19 protein-coding genes are annotated in these 23,493 nt (G+C 45.4%); 6 read left to right on the forward strand and 13 right to left on the reverse strand.

Annotation, left to right across the window (positions count from 1 at the left end):
• Positions 1-16: 16 nt before the first annotated feature.
• The 5 genes from F905_RS05040 to F905_RS05060 form a co-directional block, all read right to left on the reverse strand.
• The gene (locus F905_RS05040; protein WP_005177996.1) at positions 17-1,819 is read right to left on the reverse strand and encodes an acyl-CoA dehydrogenase C-terminal domain-containing protein; all 1,803 of its coding nucleotides are present in this window, start codon (positions 1,817-1,819) and stop codon (positions 17-19) included.
• A 208-nt stretch (positions 1,820-2,027) separates the two neighbouring features.
• Entirely contained in the window at positions 2,028-3,008 is a 981-nt protein-coding gene (locus F905_RS05045; protein ID WP_005177998.1) for an NAD(P)H-dependent flavin oxidoreductase, read from the reverse strand.
• Positions 3,009-3,019: 11 nt separating this feature from the next.
• The gene (locus tag F905_RS05050; RefSeq protein ID WP_005178001.1) at positions 3,020-3,808 is read right to left on the reverse strand and encodes an enoyl-CoA hydratase-related protein; all 789 of its coding nucleotides are present in this window, start codon (positions 3,806-3,808) and stop codon (positions 3,020-3,022) included.
• 34 nt (positions 3,809-3,842) lie between these two features.
• Positions 3,843-4,766 (reverse strand): 2-hydroxyacid dehydrogenase, encoded by a 924-nt coding sequence (locus tag F905_RS05055; protein ID WP_005178003.1) that lies wholly within the window; start codon positions 4,764-4,766, stop codon positions 3,843-3,845.
• Positions 4,763-5,518, reverse strand: coding sequence for a class II aldolase/adducin family protein (locus F905_RS05060; RefSeq protein ID WP_005178005.1), 756 nt, complete (start codon positions 5,516-5,518; stop codon positions 4,763-4,765). The genes F905_RS05055 and F905_RS05060 overlap by 4 nt, the downstream gene beginning before the upstream one ends.
• A 110-nt stretch (positions 5,519-5,628) precedes the next feature.
• On the opposite strand from F905_RS05060, the gene F905_RS05065 reads away from it, so the two are divergent.
• Positions 5,629-6,066 carry a PaaI family thioesterase gene (locus F905_RS05065; RefSeq protein ID WP_005178008.1) on the forward strand — a complete coding sequence of 146 codons (438 nt, stop codon included), beginning with the start codon at positions 5,629-5,631 and terminating at the stop codon, positions 6,064-6,066.
• 117 nt (positions 6,067-6,183) lie between these two features.
• Here F905_RS05065 and F905_RS05070 read toward each other — a convergent pair whose 3' ends face one another.
• Genes F905_RS05070 through F905_RS05080 form a run of 3 tightly spaced genes read right to left on the reverse strand, consistent with a single transcriptional unit; the run spans position 6,184 to position 9,716 of the window.
• Positions 6,184-7,395 (reverse strand): 3-oxoadipyl-CoA thiolase, encoded by a 1,212-nt coding sequence (locus F905_RS05070; protein WP_005178011.1) that lies wholly within the window; start codon positions 7,393-7,395, stop codon positions 6,184-6,186.
• A gap of 24 nt (positions 7,396-7,419) precedes the next feature.
• Positions 7,420-8,940: a 3-hydroxyacyl-CoA dehydrogenase gene (locus F905_RS05075; protein ID WP_005178013.1), complete on the reverse strand. Its 1,521-nt coding sequence runs from the start codon at positions 8,938-8,940 to the stop codon at positions 7,420-7,422.
• 2 nt (positions 8,941-8,942) lie between these two features.
• Entirely contained in the window at positions 8,943-9,716 is a 774-nt protein-coding gene (locus F905_RS05080) for an enoyl-CoA hydratase (protein ID WP_005178015.1), read from the reverse strand.
• A 605-nt stretch (positions 9,717-10,321) separates the two neighbouring features.
• Here F905_RS05080 and F905_RS05085 point away from each other — a divergent pair.
• From F905_RS05085 to F905_RS05095, 3 genes are all read left to right on the forward strand, one after another.
• Positions 10,322-11,620 (forward strand): MFS transporter, encoded by a 1,299-nt coding sequence (locus F905_RS05085; RefSeq protein ID WP_005178018.1) that lies wholly within the window; start codon positions 10,322-10,324, stop codon positions 11,618-11,620.
• A gap of 142 nt (positions 11,621-11,762) precedes the next feature.
• Positions 11,763-13,025, forward strand: coding sequence for a DcaP family trimeric outer membrane transporter (locus F905_RS05090; RefSeq protein ID WP_005178021.1), 1,263 nt, complete (start codon positions 11,763-11,765; stop codon positions 13,023-13,025).
• Positions 13,026-13,042: 17 nt separating this feature from the next.
• Positions 13,043-14,245, forward strand: coding sequence for an MFS transporter (locus F905_RS05095; protein ID WP_005178028.1), 1,203 nt, complete (start codon positions 13,043-13,045; stop codon positions 14,243-14,245).
• Positions 14,246-14,806: 561 nt separating this feature from the next.
• Here the strand turns inward: F905_RS05095 and F905_RS05105 are convergent.
• The 5 genes from F905_RS05105 to F905_RS05125 form a co-directional block, all read right to left on the reverse strand.
• The gene (locus F905_RS05105) at positions 14,807-15,463 is read right to left on the reverse strand and encodes a 3-oxoacid CoA-transferase subunit B (RefSeq protein WP_005178031.1); all 657 of its coding nucleotides are present in this window, start codon (positions 15,461-15,463) and stop codon (positions 14,807-14,809) included.
• A complete protein-coding gene (locus tag F905_RS05110; protein WP_005178033.1) occupies positions 15,463-16,134 on the reverse strand; it encodes a 3-oxoacid CoA-transferase subunit A in 672 nt (223 codons plus the stop codon). The genes F905_RS05105 and F905_RS05110 overlap by 1 nt, the downstream gene beginning before the upstream one ends.
• A gap of 39 nt (positions 16,135-16,173) precedes the next feature.
• Positions 16,174-17,454, reverse strand: coding sequence for an MFS transporter (locus F905_RS05115; protein ID WP_005178035.1), 1,281 nt, complete (start codon positions 17,452-17,454; stop codon positions 16,174-16,176).
• Positions 17,455-17,711: 257 nt separating this feature from the next.
• Positions 17,712-18,908 (reverse strand): acyl-CoA dehydrogenase, encoded by a 1,197-nt coding sequence (locus tag F905_RS05120; RefSeq protein ID WP_005178037.1) that lies wholly within the window; start codon positions 18,906-18,908, stop codon positions 17,712-17,714.
• Positions 18,909-18,932: 24 nt separating this feature from the next.
• A complete protein-coding gene (locus F905_RS05125) occupies positions 18,933-20,087 on the reverse strand; it encodes an acyl-CoA dehydrogenase family protein (protein ID WP_005178038.1) in 1,155 nt (384 codons plus the stop codon).
• A gap of 482 nt (positions 20,088-20,569) precedes the next feature.
• On the opposite strand from F905_RS05125, the gene F905_RS05130 reads away from it, so the two are divergent.
• A complete protein-coding gene (locus F905_RS05130) occupies positions 20,570-21,406 on the forward strand; it encodes an IclR family transcriptional regulator (protein ID WP_034597686.1) in 837 nt (278 codons plus the stop codon).
• A 225-nt stretch (positions 21,407-21,631) separates the two neighbouring features.
• On the forward strand, positions 21,632-23,344 hold the full coding sequence (locus tag F905_RS05135; RefSeq protein WP_005178042.1) for an electron transfer flavoprotein-ubiquinone oxidoreductase: 1,713 nt from the start codon (positions 21,632-21,634) through the stop codon (positions 23,342-23,344).
• Positions 23,345-23,493 lie beyond the last annotated feature (149 nt).

Here is a 23,493-nt window from a genome sequence, read left to right on the forward strand (position 1 = left end):
TGGGTGCAAAAGCGGATTAATCAAATTTAAATTCTTCTGGCGTCAGCAGGAACAGGCTTGCTCCACCGGCCTGAATATTGGCGCGATGCGTACAGGTTCTTGGCAAAATACGTTCAAAGTAGAATTGAGCCGTTTTTACTTTAGCTGCATAGTACGGATCGCTTTGTCCTTCATCGACGCGTTGTTGTGCCACAACCGCCATCTTGAGCCAGAGATACGCAAACACCACATAGCCTGAGAAATATAAATAATCAACAGAGGCTGCACCAATTTCATTGGCAGATTGTTGTGCCTGCGTCTGGATCAGTTGAGTCAGCTCCAGCCATTGCTGGGTCAGCTCACCTACCTGCTGTGCATAGCCTGCAAATTGAGGATGGGCCTGTTGCTCTTTAATATAGGCCTGAATTTCATCAGTTAATGCTGTTAATAAGCTGAGTTTTGAACCTAGAACCTTACGCGCCAACAGGTCAATCGACTGGATTTCCGTGGTGCCTTCATATAAACAGGCAATACGCGCATCACGAGCAATTTGCTCCATGCCATGCTCGGCAATATAACCATGACCACCAAAGACCTGCATACCATGTTTGGCGGCTTCCAGTCCGGTTTCTGTCATTAAAGCCTTGGCAATTGGAGTTAATAAAGCCAGACGGTCATCTGCGGCTTTTTTCTCGGCTGCATCTTCAGTCGCTTCAGCAATATCTGCATAAGTGGCTAAGTAGTAAGCCAATGCACGCGAACCTTCAGCAAAGACTTTCTGCGTCAGCAGCATATTACGTACTGCCGGATGCACGATAATTGGATCTGCTGGCAGGTTTGGCGCTTTTGCACCTTCCAGTGAACGCATGGCCAGACGGTCTTTGGCATAGGCCAAGGCACCCTGATAAGAAGATTCAGCTGCCGCCAGACCTTGAATGGCGGTACCAATACGTGCAGAGTTCATAAAGGTGAACATGCAGTTTAGGCCACGGTTTTCAGGACCAATCAGGAAACCTTTGGCATTTTCAAAGTTAAGGACACAGGTGGCATTGCCATGAATACCCATTTTATGTTCGATAGAACTACACACTACGCCATTACGTTCTGCGACATTGCCGTCTTCATCTAAATTAAATTTAGGTACGATAAAGAGTGAAATGCCTTTGGTGCCCGCCGGTGCATCCGGTAAGCGTGCCAAAACGATATGCACAATATTTTCAGCCAGGTCATGTTCACCTGCCGAAATAAAGATTTTTTCACCACTGATGCTATAGCTGCCATCGGCATTTGGAACCGCTTTGGTACGAATCAGGCCCAAATCTGAACCAGCATGTGATTCGGTCAGACACATGGTACCGGTCCAGCGCCCTGCAATCAGTGGCACCAGGAATTTCTGTTTTTGTTCGTCATTGCCATGATGTTCCAAGGTACGCATTGCACCATGTGACAGGCCCGGATACATGCCCCATGACCAGTTGGTGGCCGTAATAATTTCAGAAATAGCAATCCGGTACAGTGTCGGGAAACCTTGACCACCGTAGTTTTCATCACCGGTTAATGAGGTAAAGCCCAGTTCAACATATTTATTATAGGCTTCTTTAAAGCCATCTGGTGTGGTCACGACACCATTTTCTAAACGACAGCCTTGCTGGTCGCCTGTGGTATTAATAGGTAAAAGCTCGTTCTGGCAGAAATCAGCAGCAACTTCTAAATATTGCTCCATAATGTCCATAGAGACTTTGTCTTCAAATTTTGCATACCCCTGATATTTTTGTTCAACATCCAGCAAATCTTTCAGCACAAACTTCATATCTTTTAATGGTGCAATATAATTTCTCATCGTAATTCCCTTGTATGAGTCCTGTTTACGGTATTTATGAGTTAATATTTCATAATACGAAACTATGTTTTAAATCCACTATAATATAATTTGAAAGCTAAAATCTAGTCATGACACAAAAATTCGATTTTTAATTTAATTTTGCCCATAAAAAAATGCCATTCACTGCTGAATGGCATCTTCATTTCTAGCGTACCCTATTGCAGATTTAAACCTGAATCAGCCCTGCCAGACGCTGCTGAATAATCTGTTCAGCATCCTGAATCATCCGCTGAATCAAGTCATCGCAACTTGGAATATCATGAATCAGTCCTAAAACCTGCCCGGCGGTAATCAGGCCGGCATCCACATCACCTGTTTCCAAGGCCAGCTTGCCTTTTAAACCACTGACATAAGGGCGGATGTGTTCAAACTCCAGATTCGGGTCCTGACTCATCTGTACCACCAGGTCAGAAACCGAGTTTTTCGCGACCCGTGCGGTATTTCTAAATTGCCGATAGAGTAAATTCGTTGCCCGTTCATCATTGTTTAAATAAAACTGTTTGATGTTGTCATGAATCGGCGCTTCCTGCGTGGCACAAAAACGGGTGCCCATATTAATGCCTTCTGCTCCAAGCGCCAGTGCGGCTACCAATCCTCGACCATCGCCAAAGCCACCACTGGCAATAATCGGCACTGTGAGCTGATCAGCCGCGGCCGGAATCAGGATTAATCCTGGAATATCGTCTTCACCCGGATGTCCGGCACATTCAAAGCCATCAATGGAAATAATATCAGCACCAATTTTCTGTGCTGATAAGGCATGGCGTACCGAGGTACATTTATGAATGACGGTAATGCCGTGTTGCTTGAACACTTCAATATGCTCATGCGGCTTATTGCCTGCGGTTTCAACAATCTTGATACCACTGTCAATAATTGCCTGCCGATATTCCGCATACGGCGGCGGATTGACTGCGGGCAGCAAGGTTAGGTTGACGGCAAAAGGCTGATCGGTCATTTCCCGACACCGGGCAATTTCTTGGGCCAATGCTTCAGGGCTTGGCTGGGTCAAGGCAGTCAGGGTGCCCAATCCGCCGGCATTGGAAACGGCACTGGCCATTTCTGCGGTACCGACCCACATCATACCGCCCTGAATAATCGGGTGGCGGATGCCCAGCATCTGGGTTACACGGGTTTGAATGCTCATGAATACTCTCCTTAGCGGCCAATAAATTGTGCCGGGCGTTTTTCCATAAAGGCCCGTACGCCTTCTTTATAGTCCTGACTGTTTAAGGCCAGATATTGCAGGTTTTGCTCCAGCTCCAGCTGCTGGCTCAGGCTATGCTCAGCACTGCGTTGCAAGGACTGTTTAATTAATGCCAGTGCATAAGTCGGCTGCTTGGCCAGTTGCTGGGCGACTTCAACAATATAGTCGTCAAACTCCTGATCGGGTACGGCTTTCCAGATCATGCCCATAGTAGCCGCTTCAACAGCAGATACCGGCTCACCCAAGAGCATTAATGCTGCCGCGCGTGCATGACCAATCAGGCGTGGCAACATCCAGGTCCCACCGGCATCTGGAATTAAGCCAATTTTGCAAAAAGCCTGAATAAATTGGGCACTTTCTTTGGCAATCACCAGATCACAGGCCAAAGCGATATTAGCGCCTGCACCAGCAGCCACCCCATTCACTGCTGCAATCACCGGTTTTGGACTATGCCGGATCAGCTCAACCAAAGGATTATAATATTTGGCCAGTGAGCCTTCTGAGGGTAAAGGAATGTGTGCCAGTTGTCCGGAGCGTTCTTTTAAATCCTGCCCGGCAGAGAAGGCTCGGCCATTGCCACGAATGACAATGACCCGGACTGCTGCATCTTGGCTCCAGTCTTTGAGCGCATGTTGAACTTCCTGATGCATTGTCACATTAAAACTGTTTAAACAGTCTGGACGATTGAACCTCAGTATCGCCACGCCCTGGCTCACTTCGGTTTGAATGATTGTGAACATCTTTAATATCCTTTTTTATTCTTCTGGTTTTATCCTAATAACCTTTGGTCAGATCGACCTGATTACATAACGGCAAATTGGCCTGTATGCGGCGGTCATTTTCCAGAATCTGCTCGACTACCACCGACATCGGAGCATGCGAGGCAATGTGTGGTGTGACCACAATCTTGTCATGCTGCCAGAATGGATGATCTGCGGCCAACGGTTCTTCATCAAATACATCGACAATTGCACCGCGTAAATGCCCAGAATCCAGCGCTTTGAGCAGGTCCTGCTCGACCAGATGCTGACCACGGCCGACCTGAATCAAGACGGCCTGCTCTGGTAACTGCTGAAACAAGGCTTCCGATAAAATAGCGGTATTGTCTGCGGTTAAGGGCATTAAATTAATCAGAATCTGACTCTGAGCTAAAAACTCTGCCAGTTGCTCGGTCCCGACATAGCTTTTTACCTGGGCTAAATCTTTGACCGAATTGGACCAGCCAGAAACCTGATAACCCATGGCAGCAAAGCGCTCTGCCACATAGCCGCCCATGTGTCCCAGCCCCATAATCCCAATCTGGATATGATGGCTATAACTCTGACGATGCTGTTTCCAGATCTGCTGCTGTTGCTGCTGCAACATCCGGTCGAAATAACGCTGATAATACAGCACACCCCAAAGCAAATAATCGAACATACCTTTTTGATGATGCTCATCTAAGACCCGGCATACAAACTGCTCTGCACTCACTTCATTCAAGTTCAGATGTTCAACCCCGGCCGCAATCGAATGAATCACTTGCAATTTGGGCAGAGTTTGCAAGTATGGCATATCGGGAAACCAGCATGCGGCTGTGGTGGCCTCTTTGGCTTCAGGACTTTGTGCAACACAAAAACTGTTTGGAGGAGCGTATTTTTCAAATACTTTAACCAGAATCTTCTGGATATCGGGAAGCGTACTGGAAATGACAATCATGCGCTGTACTCCGCCTGTTGATGCTCAATCAGCGACAAGGCCGCCAGCCAGGCGCGCTGTAAAATCGGCTCAACCAGTGGACTGGCAAACTGTTTGGCGGTTTTAACACAAACCTCTTCACTTGGATAATGCAATTCTGCACCGCCACTCAGCGCCTTGATTTGCGCCTGACAAGCCCGCTCCAGAAAATAAATTTCATGAAAAGCGCGTGCAATCGATTCGCCAGCCACCAGCAGACCATGGTTGCGTAAAATCATGGCACGATGACCGGACAAATCTGCAATCAAGCGTTCCTGCTCATCGGTAGACAGTGCCACGCCCTCATACTCGTGATAAGCCAGATGCTGATAGAACTTCAAGGCATGCTGCGAAATAGGCAATAAACCGTGTTTCTGGGCTGACACGGCAATTCCATCTGCGGTATGGGTATGAATGACACAATTCAGATGCGGATGCGCTGCATGAATTGCAGAATGAATTACAAAACCCGCCATATTGACCGGTTTTTCCTGTTCATAGCTTTCTACCACTGCTCCGGCATGATTAATCTTGACCAGGGTGGAGGCCTGCATTTTTTCAAAGGCCACACCATACTGGTTAATCAAAAAACAGTCGGGCTGATCGGGCAGCCGTAAACTGATATGGGTGTCAATTAAATCGGTCATTTTGTAATGCGCAATGATGCGATACAGTGCCGCCAGCTCACATCGGGCTTGCCATTCGGCAGCTGTGACAAGGTTTTTTATTGTCATCGTTCCATCCTGGAATATATAGCATTATGTTCACTTTCATGTTATATCATACTTTTAATAAAACAGAATATTATTTCATAGAGCGAAATAATAAATAAGAAGGAGCCTGTATGTCGACATCACAAATGAATGGACTCGCGTATTTAACCGCTATCAAGAATGGTGAAATTGCCAGCTCACCCATGAGTGAAATTATTCCCATGCGTCTGACCGTCGTACGTGAAAATTATGTGGAATATGAGGTACGACCAGATCATCGCCATTTCAATTTACAAGGCGGTATTCATGGCGGTTTTTGTGCCACCGTGCTGGACAGTACTACGGGTGCTGCTGTACACACCACTGTCGATGCCGGGGTCAGTTTTTCAACGATTGATTTAAACGTAAAAATGCTCAAAGCCATGCAAAGTGGCGAAACCTATACCGCCATTGGTGAAGTGATTCGCGTCGGCCGTAACGTACTGACTTCAGAAGGTCGTATTGTCGATCAAGATGGTAAAGTCTATGCCTTTGGTGCGGCCACTTTACTGGTGACCAAGCGTGCTTGATTCCGACCAGAACTAGCCTATCCCTGCATCTGCGGGGATTTTTTATGGCTAAATATTTAACAAAAAAATGCCATGCATATTAGATATGCATGGCATTTAATTTCGACTTAAACCAGTTTAGGCTGCTTCAGGGTTTTCAATGACCATTGCAAGACCTTGACCCAAGCCAATACACAGGCTGATCACGGCATATTTTTTACCTGTGCGCTGTAATTGACGTGCAACGGTCAAGGCTAAACGTGCACCAGAACAACCCAGTGGATGGCCAATCGCAATCGCACCACCATTTGGATTGACCCGCGGATCATCAAAGGCCACATCCAGACCTTTTAAGCAGGACAATACCTGGCTGGCAAACGCTTCGTTAATCTCGATAATATCCATATCATCTAGGGTTAAACCCGCGCGTTGTACTGCTTTTTTGATCGCTTCAATTGGCCCCGCACCCATGATGCGTGGCTCAATGCCGGCTGCTGCAGAAGACAGGATACGCGCCAAAGGTTTTAACCCATACTGTTCCTGAACTTTTTCACTGCCGATAATCAGTGCTGCAGCGCCGTCATTGATACCTGATGCATTCCCTGCTGTGACCACACCACCTTCAAATAGGGGTTTCAGCTTGGTTAATGCTTCAAATGTTGAAGATGCACGCGGATGTTCATCTTCAGTCACCTGTTTAGGCGGTAATTTACGCCCTTGTGAAACTTCAATTGGAGTAATTTCACCTTCAAAGAATCCTGCTTCTTTGGCTGCCTGATATTTTGCCTGTGATGCAGCGGCAAAGGTATCGGCCTGTTCACGGCTAATGCCAAATTCTTCCGCTACATTGTCACCGGTTTCTGGCATGCTGTGTGCGCCAAATTGAGCGGTAAATTTACGGTTCGGGAAACGGGTTCCGATGGTGGTGTCATACATTTTTGCATCACGCGAAAAGGCTGTTTCTGCTTTCGCCAATACAAAAGGTGCACGTGACATGCTTTCTACGCCACCAGCAATATAGACATCGCCTTCACCTGCGGTGATGGCACGTGCCGAATCAATCACGGCACCTAAACCAGATGCACATAAACGGTTTACGGTCTGGCCCGGTACAGTCACTGGCATACCGGCTAAAAGTGCGGCAAAACGTGCTACGTTACGGCTGTCTTCACCGGCCTGGTTGGTGCTACCGAAAATCACATCTTCGACATCGGCAGCTGGAATACCGGTTTTTTCCAGCAGGTTTTTAATCACGGTTGCAGCCAGATCATCTGGACGCACACTTGACAAACTGCCGGCATGACGACCGATTGGTGAACGTAAACCATCATAAATATATGCATTTAACATGAGTGTTATTCCCTTAACTTTAGATTAATTAGAACTATGAACAAGTGGCAGACCCAACTGGACGCGACGGCGTAACCATGGGCTTGGACGATAACGCTGATCGCGGGTAATATCGGTCATGCGATCCAGAATTTTCAGAATTTTTTCCGCGCCTAAAACATCGCCCCATTCAATTGGACCATGCGGATAACCCAGACCCAGTTTCACGGCGATATTAATATCTTCAACTGTGGCAACACCTTGCTGGGCAATATCACAGCCCAGGTTTACAATCATGGCCAACGCACGCTGCGCCACAAAACCGACACTTTCCTGAATAACGCTGGCTGTCACACCATCCAGATTAAAAATAGATTGCGCCGCCTGGGTCAGTTCAGCTTTGGTCACAAAAGTCGGCATTAAAGTGCGGTGTTTATTCAGGCCATAGAGCAGATCAATACACACCACCTGCTGTGGGGCAACGCCATAACGTACAGCCGCCGAAGTGGCATCTTCACCATAGGTGGCAATGAGCACCAGTGCATCTTGAGATGGCTGTTCAGACTGCTCCACCAGAATATTGAACTGTTGCAGATATTGCTCCAGCGCCTGACGGTCGTCGCTATATTCGGTGCTTAACCAGACCGATGGATATTGCGCCAGTTTTTCAGCCAGTACTGGTGCAACATCACCCTGTTTGCTGCCAGAAGTGTAGTCATAAAAACCTTTACCGGTTTTACGGCCCAGTTGCTTGGCAATAAAACGCTGACGGGTAATTACGCTTGGACGGTAACGTGCTTCTTCATAATACTGATGATAAATCGACTCACTGACCGGATGCGATACATCCATGCCGGTTAGATCGCCCAGCTCGAATGGTCCCATCTTAAAACCGATCCCATCACGGTAAATCCGGTCAATGTCATAAAATGGCGTGACATTTTCATTCAGGATGGCATAGGCTTCACTGCCAAAGGCACGGCCGGCATGGTTAATAATAAATCCTGGAGTATCTTTGGCTTTCACTGGACGATGGCCCATCTTGATCGAGAGTTGAGTCAAGGCATCCAGAATATCGGCACGGGTATTAAAGCCTTCAATCACTTCCACCACTTTCATTAGCGGTACCGGATTAAAGAAATGATAGCCTGCAATACGTTCTGGTTGACTGCAGTTGGCTGCAATGGCACTGATCGACAATGAAGACGTATTCGACGCCAGAATTGCTTCCGGTTTGACAATCGCTTCCAGTTGTTGCATCAGCTTCTGTTTGATTTCCAGATTTTCAATAATGGCCTCTACCACCAGATCACAATCTTTTAAATCTTCCAGTTGCTCGGCAATTGAAAGACGGGCAAGATCTTCAGCGGCTTTTTCATGACTGAATTTGCCTTTATCTGCCAGGGTATTCAGGGTTTTGGCCAGTTTTTCCTGAGCCTGCTCTGCAGCGCCAGCTTTGGCATCAAACAGGACCACATCATGGCCAGACTGAATGGCAATTTGGGCAATTCCGGCACCCATGGTACCGACACCAATAATCCCGATTTTCTGAATATGTACAGTCATGCTTATCGTCCCTGATAATTTGGTTTACGTTTTTCAATAAAGGCCTGCATGCCTTCTTTCTGGTCTTCAGAAGCAAACAGCATCTGGAATGATTTACGTTCCAGGCTTAGCCCCGCATTCAACGGTACATCTTCTGCCAGTAAGGCCACTTCTTTAATCTGTTCCAGGGCAATTGGTGGCAGTTTTGCCAGACCTTCAGCCATCTTGATGGCCGTGGCAATGGTTTCGCTGTCTTCAGTTACTTGAGAGACCAGACCAATTTGATAGGCTTCTGGTGCCGGCACCAGACAGCCGGTCATGATGATGCGCATGGCATGGAATTTCCCCACGGCACGGAACAGGCGCTGTGTACCACCGGCGCCTGGCATGACCCCAACTTTGACTTCAGGCTGACCAAAGGTCGCGCTCTTGCCGGCAATAATAATATCGGCGTGCATGGCCAGTTCACAGCCACCACCTAAGGCATAACCATTAACCGCGGCAATGACCGGTTTGGCGCATTGTGCAATCGCCTGCCAGTAACGCTCAGTACGACGCTGCATCATTTGAATGGTTTCTGCATTGGCCAGCTCTTTCAGGTCGGCACCTGCAGCAAAATCCTGCTCTCCGCCGGTCAGTACAATGGCGCGAATATTGGCATCATCATTCAGTTGACGAAAAGCTTCAGCCAGTTTCTGGCGTACTTCAGTATTTAAGGCGTTTTTTGCTTCAGGTCGATGGATTTTCACCAGTGCGACATGAGCATTGATTTGTTCTACTTGAACGACCTGTTCCATGTAAATCTCCATTTATTTTGTATAGCGAAAATTTATTTTGTATAAAAATTAAGGTTTATTCCCCCGGAATGCAAGTTTTTTTGCGGATAAAGCGTAAAAAAGATATTTTTATTAAAAAATAGACAAAATATCTTGTTATAAACTGTGTTTTATGATTAATTGGTTTCGTATAACGAAATTACACGAGATTATTTAATTTTTCTTGAAAATTTCAGCTTGTAGCTGGCTTAGCTTTCAATTGGCTTATTTATAAATAAGACATTGTTTTATATTGATTTAGTTTTTATATCCTGAAACCAGATCAAGATAAACAGAGCATTGAGGTTATAAGCTGGATGGAGTTTTACAAGTGAATTGAACCATTCATGTAGAAGTAAGTGTTGATAAACGAAATATTAGTTCATTTGAATAATAAGTATGTATCACAAATGACATAGTTGTTATCTAAATGACGCGATAGCAGACACAACAGGTTCAACCAGGATGTTTGAGCGGTGCTGTTAAAAGAGCGTGTTCTCAAGCCCGAATAAATCAGAAGTCATGCATACATGACTTTGTTAGGCGGTAGCACAGGAGTGCTACTTTATAAAGTAGAGGATATAACAATGACAACCGAAACAATCGAAACCAGAGAGAATAGGCAACCCATCTCTGCTGAGGAACCAATCAAGCAGGCACCCAAACGTCTGTGGGTTACTGCCTTTATCTTTGCGTTCCTGATCTTGCTTTGTGACGGTGCCGATATTGGTATTTTGGCCTTCAGTCTCACCAGTCTGAAAGCAGAATGGGGATTAACCTCAATGCAGGCCGGTGCTTTGGGGAGCTGGTCGTTATTTGGTATGGGAATTGGCGGATTTATTGGCGGCTGGGCCTGTGACCGCTTTGGCCGTGTCCGGGTAATTGTTGTGGCAACAATTTCCTTCTCCATCCTTTCAGCTTATTCAGGTTTTGCACAGTCTTATACTGAATTTGCAATTTTACGTACCCTCTCATGTTTAGGTTTGGGCTGTTTATATATTGCCTGTAATACCTTGATGTCAGAGTATGTCCCAACCAAATATCGTACTACGGTACTGGCTACCCTGATGACTGGTTTTACCCTGGGTTCACTGGTTATCACCATGCTGTCTGGCTGGATTATTCCTGAATACGGCTGGCGTATGCTGTACTGGATCACCATTGCGCCATTGGCTTTAGGTATTCTAATGCACTTCCTGGTTCCTGAGCCTGAGTCTTGGAAGCGCGTGCGTGAAATGAAACGTACTGGCCAGCTTGTGGACACTACCGCGAAAAAAGGTAATCCGTACATCACCATTCTGAAAGACAAGACCCACGGCAAGATGTTTATCTTATGGTCATTTAGTTCTGGTTTCCTGCTGTTCGGTTACTTCGGTGTGAGTAACTGGTTGCCAACCTACCTGGAAGCAGAATTAGGCATTAAATTCAAGGAAATGGCGCTGTACATGATTGGTACCTTCCTGACCATGATTTTCGCCAAAGTCATTGCCGGATATGTGGCAGATAAAATTGGTCGCCGTATTGTGTTCGCTTTCGGCACCATGGGAACTGCGCTGTTTATTCCAGTGGTGGTGTATATGCATACCCCTGAAAATATCGGTGTTTTAATGCTGATCTTTGGTTTCCTGTACGGTATTCCATACGCAATTAATGCAACTTATCTGACCGAGAGTTTCCCAACAACGGTGCGTGGTACAGCGGTTGGTGGTGCATTCAACATTGGCCGTGTAGGTGCTGTCTTTGCTCCAATTACCATCGGTTATTTGGCCATGAATGGTTCTATTGGTACCGGCCTGATGGTTATGGGTGCAGCGTACTTCCTGTGCGGTTTAATTCCTGCCCTGTTTATTAAAGACCGCTTATACGATCCTCAAAAGGCAGAATAAGTCCCGGTCTGGAGGGTGAGCATTTATGGTCGCCCTCCCCATTCCATCTTCACGTTCAACAATCATCTTGATTTAAAAATTGCTGCAACCGAAAGGCACATCACCTTTCATTATTTGAAAAAATTTCTTTAGGGATTAAGAAATGAAAAAATTAGTTTTAGCCACTTTATGCGGTATCGCTTCAGGTCAGGTGTTTTCAGCAGAGGTGTCTGAAGATCGTATCCAGTTTTTAGAATCTCAGTTAAAGCAGATTCAGGCCGAACTGGAACAGCAAAAAGCCACTCAATTAGATTTAAAGGCCAAGCAGGAAGAAACCAAAGCCAAGGATGCTAAAACCCTCAGCGCGATGCTGGATAATGTGGATGTCTATGGCCTGATTCGCCTGGATGGTGCAGTTGATTTTGAAAGCACCACAAAATCACGCGGTCGTACCATTAACCAGATTAATCAGGAACTGCATGAGCCAGATTCAGTACGCTCAGCCTTTACACTGGCCGCTAGCCGGGTCGGTTTTCTAGCCAAAGATATTGGCGGTAATCCGAATATTTCTGCACGTGTAGAAGCCGATTTCTGGACCAATGGGGGTAAAGGTGATGGTGGTTTCCGCATCCGTCATGCACATTTTAAATACTATAACTGGACCTTTGGTCAGGCATGGTCATTAATGTCTACCCCTGAAATCAGCACCGATGCAGTCGACTATAGCTTGTTGCTGGGTGGTTCGGTCTTGCGTACCCCACAAATCAGTTATGCCTGGAAACTGGATCCGGAAAATACCTGGAATATCGGTCTGGAATATATGGCAAGTGGAGATCGCTCTTCGGCTTTACCAGCTCTTACCACCAAATATGTGCATCAATCTGGACCATTGCATCTGCTGGCACAGGGCTTCGTCAATGAAAAACAAGCCCAGACCGAAACCGGTGATATTAATAAAGTCGGTTGGGGTGTAGGTGTCGGCGGGCGCTATCATCTTGATGATAAAAACTCGATTCAGGGCAACTATTTTCATATGGTCGGTGACCAGCGCATTGCTTCGTTTTTAGTTCAAGGTTCGACTGTCGATGGTGCTGCTTTGGGGGGTGACTATTCTGTCGATACGGAAAATGATGAATTATTGCTGAACTCCTTCGACAGCTTGAATATTGGTTATACCCACAAGTTCACACCAAAATGGCGCAGCAGTATTGCTGCCAGTCTGGTCGAGTTTGATGACTCCAGTGACTATGCCAAAGCCAACCCAACCACCAATAAGCGCTTAACCGATTATGTGGCCAATGTGATTTATTCTCCAGTACCACATATTAATTTAGGTGCAGAATACCATCATGGTAAACAGGAAAAATTTAATGGCCAAGAAGCCGATATTTCCCGTGTGAATTTATCTGCCACCTATCGCTTCTAATACTTGAGGAGACACGGATGTCAGCTCAAGGGCAACAACCCTCGCGCCGTTTTATGTTTATGATGGCCATGACCTGCGCACTTTGCGCAGGTTGTAATTATTTTAACCAGCCTTTAATTTATTCAATTGCCCAGGACTTGAATATTAGTCTAGAGCAATCGGGCTGGACAGTGGTATTGACACAGATCGGTTATGCAGCCGGTCTGTTTTTATTTGTGCCGTTGGGCGATTTATTTGAAAAGCGTCTGTATATCTGTAGCCTGATGCTATGTACCGGTCTGGCCCTGATTGGACTGTCTGTCAGCGATAATCTCCAGATGCTGTATGGCTTTACCCTATTGGCCTCGTTCTGTTCCATTACCACCCAGATTCTGATTCCTTTTGCTGCAAACCTGAGCCAACGGGAAAAAAGTGCCGAAGTGGTTGGCCTGCTAATGAGTGGCGTACTAGTCGGTATTTTATTTGCACGTACCGTGGCTGGATTAATTTCAACTTTATGGTCCTGGCATGCGGTGTATCTGTTCAGTGGCTGTTCAATTTTACTGCTCAGCATTGCCATGTGGTATCAATTGCCCACGGCCAGAAGTCAGCTAAAAATGAGTATTCTGCAGATTTACCGCTCTTTATTTACCTTCGCCAAAACAGAACCGATGTTGATGCGCCGCAGCTTAATTGGTGGTTTGGCTTTTGGGATGCTCAGTATTATTTTTACCACCATGACCTTTATTCTGGCGGAAGCCCCCTACCATTTTAATGATTTTGAGATTGGGTTGATGGGGATTGTGGGCGTGGTCGGAATCTGGTCATCGCAATGGACCGGGAAGATGATTGGCCGCCACCGGGAAAAATGGCTGGCGCAGCTGGCAACCAGCGGGCTAATTTTAGCCTGGATTCCCCTGTTTTTTGCCCAAGACCGTTTAGAGCTGTATATTTTAGGCTTGATTATTGCCTATTTTGGTATTTCATCTTTACACGTATTAAACCAGAATCTGGTGTATCGCCTTTCAGTTCAAGCGCGTTCGTGTATTAATGCCATTTATATGACCTGCTATTTTTCCGGTGCTGGCCTGGGCGCATTTTTATCTTTAAATTTATGGAAGATGTATGGCTGGTCGGCTTGTGTGCTGTTGGGATGTGCCTTCGCCCTCCTGATTTTTGCGGTAAACCGCTATGATTTAAGCCGGGAAAAGAATTTAATTAATATTCAGCCACAACCCTAATCCAGACCGCCTAGTCATTCTGTCCTTTATACATCGGCTTTAGGACTGATCTTTTCAGACTGCTGTTTTGCGCTTAGCAAGACCGAAGTCTGAACTACTTTAAAGTCGATTCCTAAATAAAAGCTTCACCTCTTAGCGCTTTCACCGCCTCATTTCACCCGCGGAAACGAGATGATCTGGAATCATATCTTTAGGTTTTAAAACTCATGGCACTGGTTTTAGGGTTTTTATTATTGATCTTTTAAAACTGGAGCCCAGTAAGAGTCTTTTTGTCTTAGCCTTGCTTTCTGCTCGCAATACTAAAATGAGAAATGTGCAGAATAAAGCAAGAAAAGCTCCTTCCTCTACCAAGAAATCACCTGCATCGCCCCTAAGAAAAAGGTTGTGATCCATCTTCATCCTGAGCCATATCTGATACAAGAGATGGCGTTTTTAATCTTCTTTTAAATATGAATAAAACGAATATTTTGTGATTGATCAAAGAGATTTAATAATTTCAATATAAAAAATCGCAGCCGAAGCTGCGATTTTTTAATTACCTAAAGAAGAAATGAGATGATTTTAAGCCACCTGACGCGCATCAATCAGTTTACAACCAGTTTGCTGCTGCAGTTCGTCAAAGCTCAGCCCATCTACCATTTCAAGTACGAAAGCCTGATTGTCTTTCAGCTCAATTACGCATAAATCGGTATAAATACGGTTAACACAGTGTTTACCGGTAATTGGATAAGTCAGTTCATCCACAATTTTAGCTTCGCCATTTTTGGTGACATGCTCCATACAAACATAGACACAGCGCGCACCGACCGCCAGATCCATGGCACCGCCGACGGCTGGCACCGCATCGGAAGCACCAGTATGCCAGTTGGCCAGATCTCCATTAATTGCCACCTGAAATGCACCCATAATACAGATGTCTAAATGTCCGCCGCGCATAATATCGAAGGAATCAGCAGAATTCATAAAGCTGCCGCCTTCAAGCATACTGACCAGCTCTTTTCCTGCATTAATCAGGTCATTGTCTGGCTGTTCATCTGCACCCAAGGCGGTAAAACCCAAGACACCATTTTCAGAATGTAAAATGACTTCCTGCTCCGGTTTTAAATAGCCTGCCACGCGTGTTGGCAAACCAATTCCTAAATTGACAAAAGAGCCGGTTGGAATGTCTTGTGCGACGCGTTGTACAATCTGTTCACGTGTACGTTTTTGAATATTCATTATTTAATATCTCCAACCTGAACCACATGCTGTACAAAAATGCCCGGCGTTACAATAATTTCAGGGTCCAGCTCACCCAGCTCGACAATTTCATGCACCTGGGCAATGGTCGTTTTGGCCGCCTTGGCCATAATCGGACCAAAGTTACGTGCGGCCTTGCGGTAGGTTAAATTACCCCAGCGATCAGCCTGATTGGCATAGATCAAGGCATAATCGGCATGAATCGGATATTCCAGGACATAGTCTTTACCGTTAATGTGGCGGGTTTCTTTGCCTTCTGCGATTTTGGTCCCAAAGCCGGTTGGTGTGAAAATGGCGCCTAGTCCTGCACCGGCGGCCTGAATACGACAAGCCAGATTTCCTTGTGGTACCAGTTCCAGTTCAACTTTTCCGGCTTTATACAAATCTTCAAATACAGTGGAATTATTGGCGCGCGGGAAAGAACAGATCATTTTCTTGACCAGTCCAGACAACAGCAAATTGGTCAGTCCACGATCGCCAGACGCTGCATTATTATTGATAATGGTTAATTCTTTCGGACCAAGATCAATTAATGCTTCAATCAGCTCAATCGGTTGCCCTGCCAGACCAAAACCACTGGTCATAATGTGCGCACCATCAGGAATCTGTTTCAGTATTGCTTCGATATCCTGTGTGATTTTATTCATCATCTTGCTTCCTAGCATCTTTTCTATGTTGCGATATACAGATTAATCTGCTTTTTGTGGGTCAAATAAACGATCTTTAATAAAGAGCGCGGGAATCAGACCACAAAGAAAATAGGCAACGCCCATAATCAGTAAACCGGTACCAATTGATCCACCTTGAGCAAAGTAACCAATGGTTAATGGCGCGAAAACTGCACCTAAACGGCCCACGTTGTAGGCACCACCCACCGCGGTCCCACGAACTTTGGTCGAGAAACTTTCCGTCATATAGGTCGCGTTAATACCGTATGGGATGCCATACAGGAAACCGAAGAACAGCATCAACCAAAGGATATTGTCTGGGGTATTGCCAAATACAATAACCGGAATAAAGATCGCGGTGCCCATGGTCCCGAAGGCAAATACAGCACGACGGCCAATACGGTCAGCAATATAACCGGCAATGACTTTGGTACACATCATGATCAGGAACGTACCAATCATGTACATGGTCATTTCTTTAAACTTGATGCCCAGATCAGATTCTAAATAAGCCGGCAGCCAGTTACTTACACCGTAATAACCAAACTGTAAAAATGCGGTACTGAATGACCAGAGAATGAACATGCGACGGCTTAAGGCATCTTCAAACACCATTTTGAAGGTATTTTTTGGTTTTTCCTGAACAATACCGCTGGCTTTTGCTTCTTGGCGTGCTTTACGCGCATCGAGCCAAGCCTGTGGTTCTGGCACCAAAAAGTGCATCACTACAGCCAGTACAATTGGAATAATGGCGATGTAATACAGATAACGCCAGCCATATTCTGGCAATAACCAGCCTGCTAGCGCCGTGGCCACCACCGAACCTAAGGTCCAGCCGGTCATTAAAGCCGCCAGTACCGTCGAGCGATGCTTGGTTGGCACGTATTCTGCCATGAGCGTGTTACAGGCAATATATAAAGCCCCTAAGCCAATTGCAGAGATAAAACGTAACCACTTGAATTGATCATAGCTTTCTGCGAATCCTAACCAGCAGGTTAAGGTTGAAAAGAGCGCAATAGCAATCACAATCACGCGAACTCGCCCAAAGCGGTCACAAGCCCAACCACCAAAAAAGCCACCAATGGCCATTCCAGCAAGTGTCCAGCTACCTAAGGCACCCGCCTGCATATTCGTTAATGAGAATTCCTGTTTAAGACTGGTCAGACTATAGGCCAATAAGGCAATATCTGCCCCATCCACCAATAATGCTAAAAACGAGAAAATAAAGGCTAAAATCCAGACTTTTTTCTTTGGTCTGTTTTCACCTTCCAGCTGGTGTTGTTGGGAACTGATTGTGTTCATAGCGTCCTTAATATTTCTTTAGCATTCCTGTGCCTGCAGAACTTTTGAGATAACTTATCGTCCTGTGATGAGATGATGACTGTTATTCAAACCCTGATTCTGGCTTGGAAAATAATTAAAAACATCCAGTTTTTATTTCCATTTTCCGACTTCATTTTTTGGTATTTACTCTTGCCAGATGAAGTTAAATCATGGTCAAAGTCCATAAAACAGCAGGAGTTCTAGCCAGCAAATGCCGGCTAGAGAGGATCAATTTTTTAGTTAACAAACGCAGCAATTCCGGTCTGTGCACGGCCCAGAATTAAGGCATGTACGTCATGCGTCCCTTCATAGGTATTCACCACTTCCAGATTCACCAGATGACGCGCTACACCAAACTCATCCGAAATGCCGTTACCACCCATCATGTCACGGGCCAAACGGGCAATATCCAGCGCCTTGCCACAGTTATTACGCTTGATTAAAGATGTACCTTCAATCGAGGCAATACCATCATCTTTCATGCGGCCAAAACGTAATGCGGCCTGTAAACCTAAAGCGATTTCAGTTTGCATATCAGCCAGTTTTTTCTGGATTAACTGATTGGCAGCCAAAGGACGACCAAACTGTTTACGGTCCATGGTGTACTGATGTGCGGTATGCCAGCAGAACTCTGCCGCACCCATCGCACCCCAGGCAATGCCGTAACGGGCACTGTTCAGGCAGGTAAACGGACCTTTTAAGCCACGAACTTCCGGGAAAGCATTTTCTTCTGGGACAAATACGTTATCCATCACAATTTCACCGGTGATGGAAGCACGTAAACCGACCTTGCCGTGAATCGCAGGCGCAGACAGCCCTTCCCAGCCTTTTTCCAGAATAAAGCCGCGAATGTCACCGACATTGCCTTCAGGTGAAACCTCTTTGGCCCAAACCACAAATACATCGGCAATTGGACTGTTGGTAATCCACATTTTTGCGCCCGTTAAGCGATAACCGCCATCGACTTTTTTGGCACGGGTAATCATGCTGCCCGGGTCAGAACCATGATCCGGTTCGGTCAGACCAAAGCAGCCAATATATTCACCCGTAGCTAATTTTGGTAAATACTTCTGTTTTTGTTCTTCCGAGCCAAATTCATTAATCGGTACCATCACCAGCGAACTTTGTACACTGGCCATAGAGCGGTAACCTGAATCGACGCGTTCGACTTCACGGGCAATCAGACCATAGCTGACATAATTTAAACCGGCACCGCCGTACTGTTCAGGAATGGTTGGGCCTAGTAAGCCTAGCTCGCCCATTTCACGGAAAATGGTCGGATCGGTTTTTTCATGACGAAACTGTTCCAGTACACGTGGCATCAGCTTGTCCTGACAATAGGCCGCAGCAGTATCACGGATCATGCGTTCTTCTGCAGTCAGCTGCTGCTCCAGCAGGAATGGGTCTTGCCAGTCAAATCTAATTTTTGTCATGTCTATCATCCCTTCTTATTTCGATTAAGCAGTCGCTTGTTTAATCATTTCACGTGCAATGATAATTTGCTGAATCTGGGTCGTTCCTTCATATAAACGGAATAAACGCACATCACGATAGAAACGTTCAATTGAATATTCGCTGATATAGCCGGCACCACCATGAATCTGCAAGCAGCGGTCAGCAACGCGGCCACACATTTCAGTGGCAAACATTTTGGCACATGAGGCTTCAACCGTGACATTCTGACCGGCATCACGCTTACGTGCTGCATCTAGCACCATACATTTGGCTGCATAAATTTCAGCTTTTGAGTCGGCTAACATACCCTGAATCAGCTGGAAATTTGCAATTGGCTGACCAAACTGTTTACGTTCCACCGCATAATTTAAGGCATCTTCCAGCATACGTTCTGCCATACCGACGCTATAGCCGGCAATATGCAAACGACCTTTGTCGAGTACACGCATGGCTGTCTTAAAGCCAACGCCTTCAACTCCACCAATCAGCTGATCTTTATGAACGCGGCAATTATCAAAAATTACGTCACAGGTATATGAACCATGCTGACCCATTTTTTTATCAATTTTGCCCAGACTTAAACCTGGCGTACCCGCTTCAACCAAGAAAGCTGAAATACCGCTGGCGCCTTTAATTTCCGGATTGGTACGCGCCATGACCGTGAAAGTGGTGGCACGTGGTGCATTGGTAATAAAACGTTTGGTTCCATTTAAAACGTAGTAATCACCATCTTTTACCGCACTGGTTTTTAAAGATGCTGCATCTGAACCAGAATCTGGCTCAGTCAAACAGAACGAGCCAATGATTTCACCCGTTGCATAACGTGGTAAATACTTTTGCTTTTGCTCTTCTGTACCATCAATTACGATACCGCTTGAACCAATACCATTGTTGGTACCAATTAAAGAGCGGAAAGCAGCAGAAGTCCGGCCCAGCTCCATCGCCACCAGAATTTCTTCTTCCATGGTGATGCCTAAACCGCCATATTCTTCAGGAATGGTCAGACCGAACAGCCCCAGTTCTTTCATCTGATCAACAATGTGTTCAGGAATGGCATTATTTTCTTCTACTTCATGCTCGAGTGGAACGAGCTCGTTTTTCACAAAATCGCGAATCGTTGATAGAAGTTGATCAAGCATTTCTGGATCACGAATCATAGGAATCTCCGTTTTATCTGGTTTGGGTAAATTCCTTCACCCTTATTTTCATTTCGCAATACGAAATAAATAATCACAAAATTAAGATTTCAGCAAGAAATTTTATGAAAAAATTTATTTTTTCTATAAATAAGCAAATTTTTACTGAATTTCTGTTTTAATTAATATAGAATAAAATTTCATAATACGAAATTATTTCTTTAAAAATTTAAATTTAAGGATGAATATTAATCAGAAATGATTAAGGGACCATAAAATTAGGCACTAAACAATAAAATTCATTGCTTTATTGGAGGTTTTACTCTAAAAGTACAAACGTTACTTTTATCGTATTATAAAAACTTATCGCAACCTGTTTGGCCGCGATACAGAATAAAAATCATTTATTTTTTGTACAATTTATCAATAATTTATGTGTTTTATTTTGTATCGTGAAACTAAGTTGCTATCATATTCATTAATTTACTCTATTTATGCTGAACATGACAAAAAATAAAACAGGTGAAATCCCTAACTTTGATGAAATTCGCTTGGATCCGATTTCGCATATTCACCGCGAAAATAATCCGCAGTTCATTGCCTCTATTGCACGTGGACTTGAGATTTTAAGATGCTTCTCGGCGACCAATCAGTTGTTAGGTAATCAGGAAATTGCGCAAATGACCAATTTGCCCAAACCGACCGTGGCGCGTATTACCAGCACCCTGGTTTCTCTGGGCTATTTAAAACAGTTGCCAAATACGACCAAATATCTACTTGATGTAGGCGTACTGGCATTGGGTTATTCGGCATTAAGCAATATTTCTGCGCGAACGCAGGCTCATCCGTTCATGGAAGAAATGTCACGCTATGCCCAGGCGCCGGTCGCCATGGCCACCCGTGACCGTCTGAATATGATTTATCTGGAAGTAGTCCATACTGACACGACCCTGACCATGCGCCGTTCGGTCGGTTCAACATTACCGATTCATTCCAGTGCCATGGGACGTGCCTGCCTAGCCGCTATGGACGTGAAAGAACGTGAATATCTGTTTGACGCGATCAAGAAAAGACACGAAGAGCAATGGACGACCATTAAACGTAATCTGGAACGTGCGATCCGCGACTATCAGGATTATGGCTACTGTCTGTCTTTAGGTGACTGGGCCAAAGATGTCAACTCTGTGGCGGTGCCATTGATTCATCCTAAACATGGTATTTTGACCTTTAACTGCGGCGCGCCTAGTTATCTGTTAAATCAGGAAAAACTGGAAAACGAGATTGGCCCGCGTCTGATTCATATGGTCAACAATATTGCGATGAATCTCAATAATATCTAAGCACATCATAATCAGGGCGACACAGGTCGCTCTTTTTATTTCGTTCGATATAACCTAATTCCAACACCGCCCTTCCCATGCAAAGCAGCTTTTCTCCTGCGCAACAAAGCTCACAAATCTAAACGTTGAATACAGTCCTATTTCAAATAAAAAGTTAAAAAATAAACTTCAAAACCGATTTATATAATGATATAAATATCGTATAGCGAAACAGGATTTCTTATTATGGAAGATATTAACCGAGAAGCCATGGAGTTTGATGTCGTTATCGTAGGTGCTGGCCCTGCGGGTCTGTCTGCGGCGATTAAAATCCGTCAACTTGCAATTGAAAATAACCTGAATGATCTGTCCGTTTGTGTCGTAGAAAAAGGCTCCGAAGTCGGTGCGCACATCTTGTCAGGTGCGGTGCTGGAACCACGTGCCATCAATGAGCTGTTCCCAAACTGGAAAGAAGAAGGTGCACCTTTAAATGTACCGGTGACAGAAGACAAAACTTTCTTCCTGCTGTCTGAAACCACATCGAAAGAAGCGCCACACTGGATGGTGCCAAAAACCATGCACAACAATGGCAACTATGTCATTTCACTCGGCAACGTGGTGCGCTGGTTAGGCCAGAAAGCCGAAGAACTGGAAGTGTCTATTTTCCCGGGCTTTGCGGCGTCTGAAATTCTGTACCATGAAGATGGCACAGTAAAAGGCATTCAAACTGGTGATATGGGCATTGGTAAAGATGGTGAACCGACCCACAACTTTGCCCCAGGTTATGAACTGCATGCCAAATACACCCTGTTTGCTGAAGGCTGTCGTGGTCACTTAGGCAAACGCCTGATCCAAAAATTTAATCTGGACAAAGATGCCGACCCTCAACACTACGGTATCGGCATTAAAGAGCTGTGGGAAATTGATCCGGCCAAACATAAACCAGGTCTGGTGATGCACGGTGCCGGCTGGCCATTGTCTGAAACCGGTTCTTCCGGCGGCTGGTGGCTCTACCACGCGGAAAACAACCAGGTCACGCTGGGGATGATCGTCGATCTGTCTTACGAAAACCCGCACATGTATCCATTTATGGAAATGCAGCGCTGGAAGACTCATCCTCTGATTAAACAGTATCTGGAAGGTGGTAAGCGTATTTCTTATGGCGCACGTGCCGTGACCAAAGGTGGCTTTAACTCGCTGCCGAAATTCACTTTCCCGGGTGGTTCTTTAATTGGTGATGATGCAGGCTTCCTGAACTTTGCCAAAATCAAAGGCTCTCATACCGCAATGAAATCCGGCATGCTTTGTGGTGAGGCAGTCTTTGAAGCGATTGCTGCTGGTGTCGAAAAAGGTGGTGACTTGGCGATTGCCCGCGTGACTGAGGGTGAAGATTTCTTTACAAAAGAATTAACGTCTTATACCGAGAAGTTCAACAACAGCTGGCTAAAAGAAGAGCTTTACAACGCGCGTAACTTTGGCCCGGCAATGCACAAGTTTGGTCAATGGTTTGGTGGTGCGTTTAACTTCATCGACCAGAACATCTTTAAAGTGCCATTTACCCTGCATGATTTAGTGCCTGACTTCAGCGCACTGAAAACCGTAGATGCGGTAAGCTTTAAGCCGAACTATCCAAAACCGGATGGCAAGCTGACCTTTGACCGTTTGTCTTCGGTGTTTGTATCCAATACCGTACATGAAGAAAACCAGCCAGCGCACCTGAAACTAACCAATGCCTCGATTCCGGTCGATGTGAACTTGCCTAAATGGGATGAGCCGGCACAGCGTTACTGCCCTGCGGGTGTGTATGAAATTATGGAAAATGATGATGGTTCCAAGCGCTTCCAGATTAACGCAGCCAACTGCGTACACTGCAAGACCTGTGACATTAAAGATCCATCACAGAACATCACCTGGGTAACACCGGAAGGTGGTGGTGGTCCGAATTACCCGAATATGTAAGGTAATTCCGATGAGTCAGAACGAAGCTTCTGGCTCACTTACCCAATCCTGAAGACGTTATGAATAACTCTTCACTTTAATTTTGTAGGTAATCCCAGTTCCTTCGGGAGCTGGGATTAATACATTTTAAGCGCGGATTTCATCATCAA

This window comes from Acinetobacter sp. CIP 53.82 (genome assembly GCF_000369465.1).
Classification (GTDB): Bacteria; Pseudomonadota; Gammaproteobacteria; order Pseudomonadales; family Moraxellaceae; genus Acinetobacter; species Acinetobacter indicus.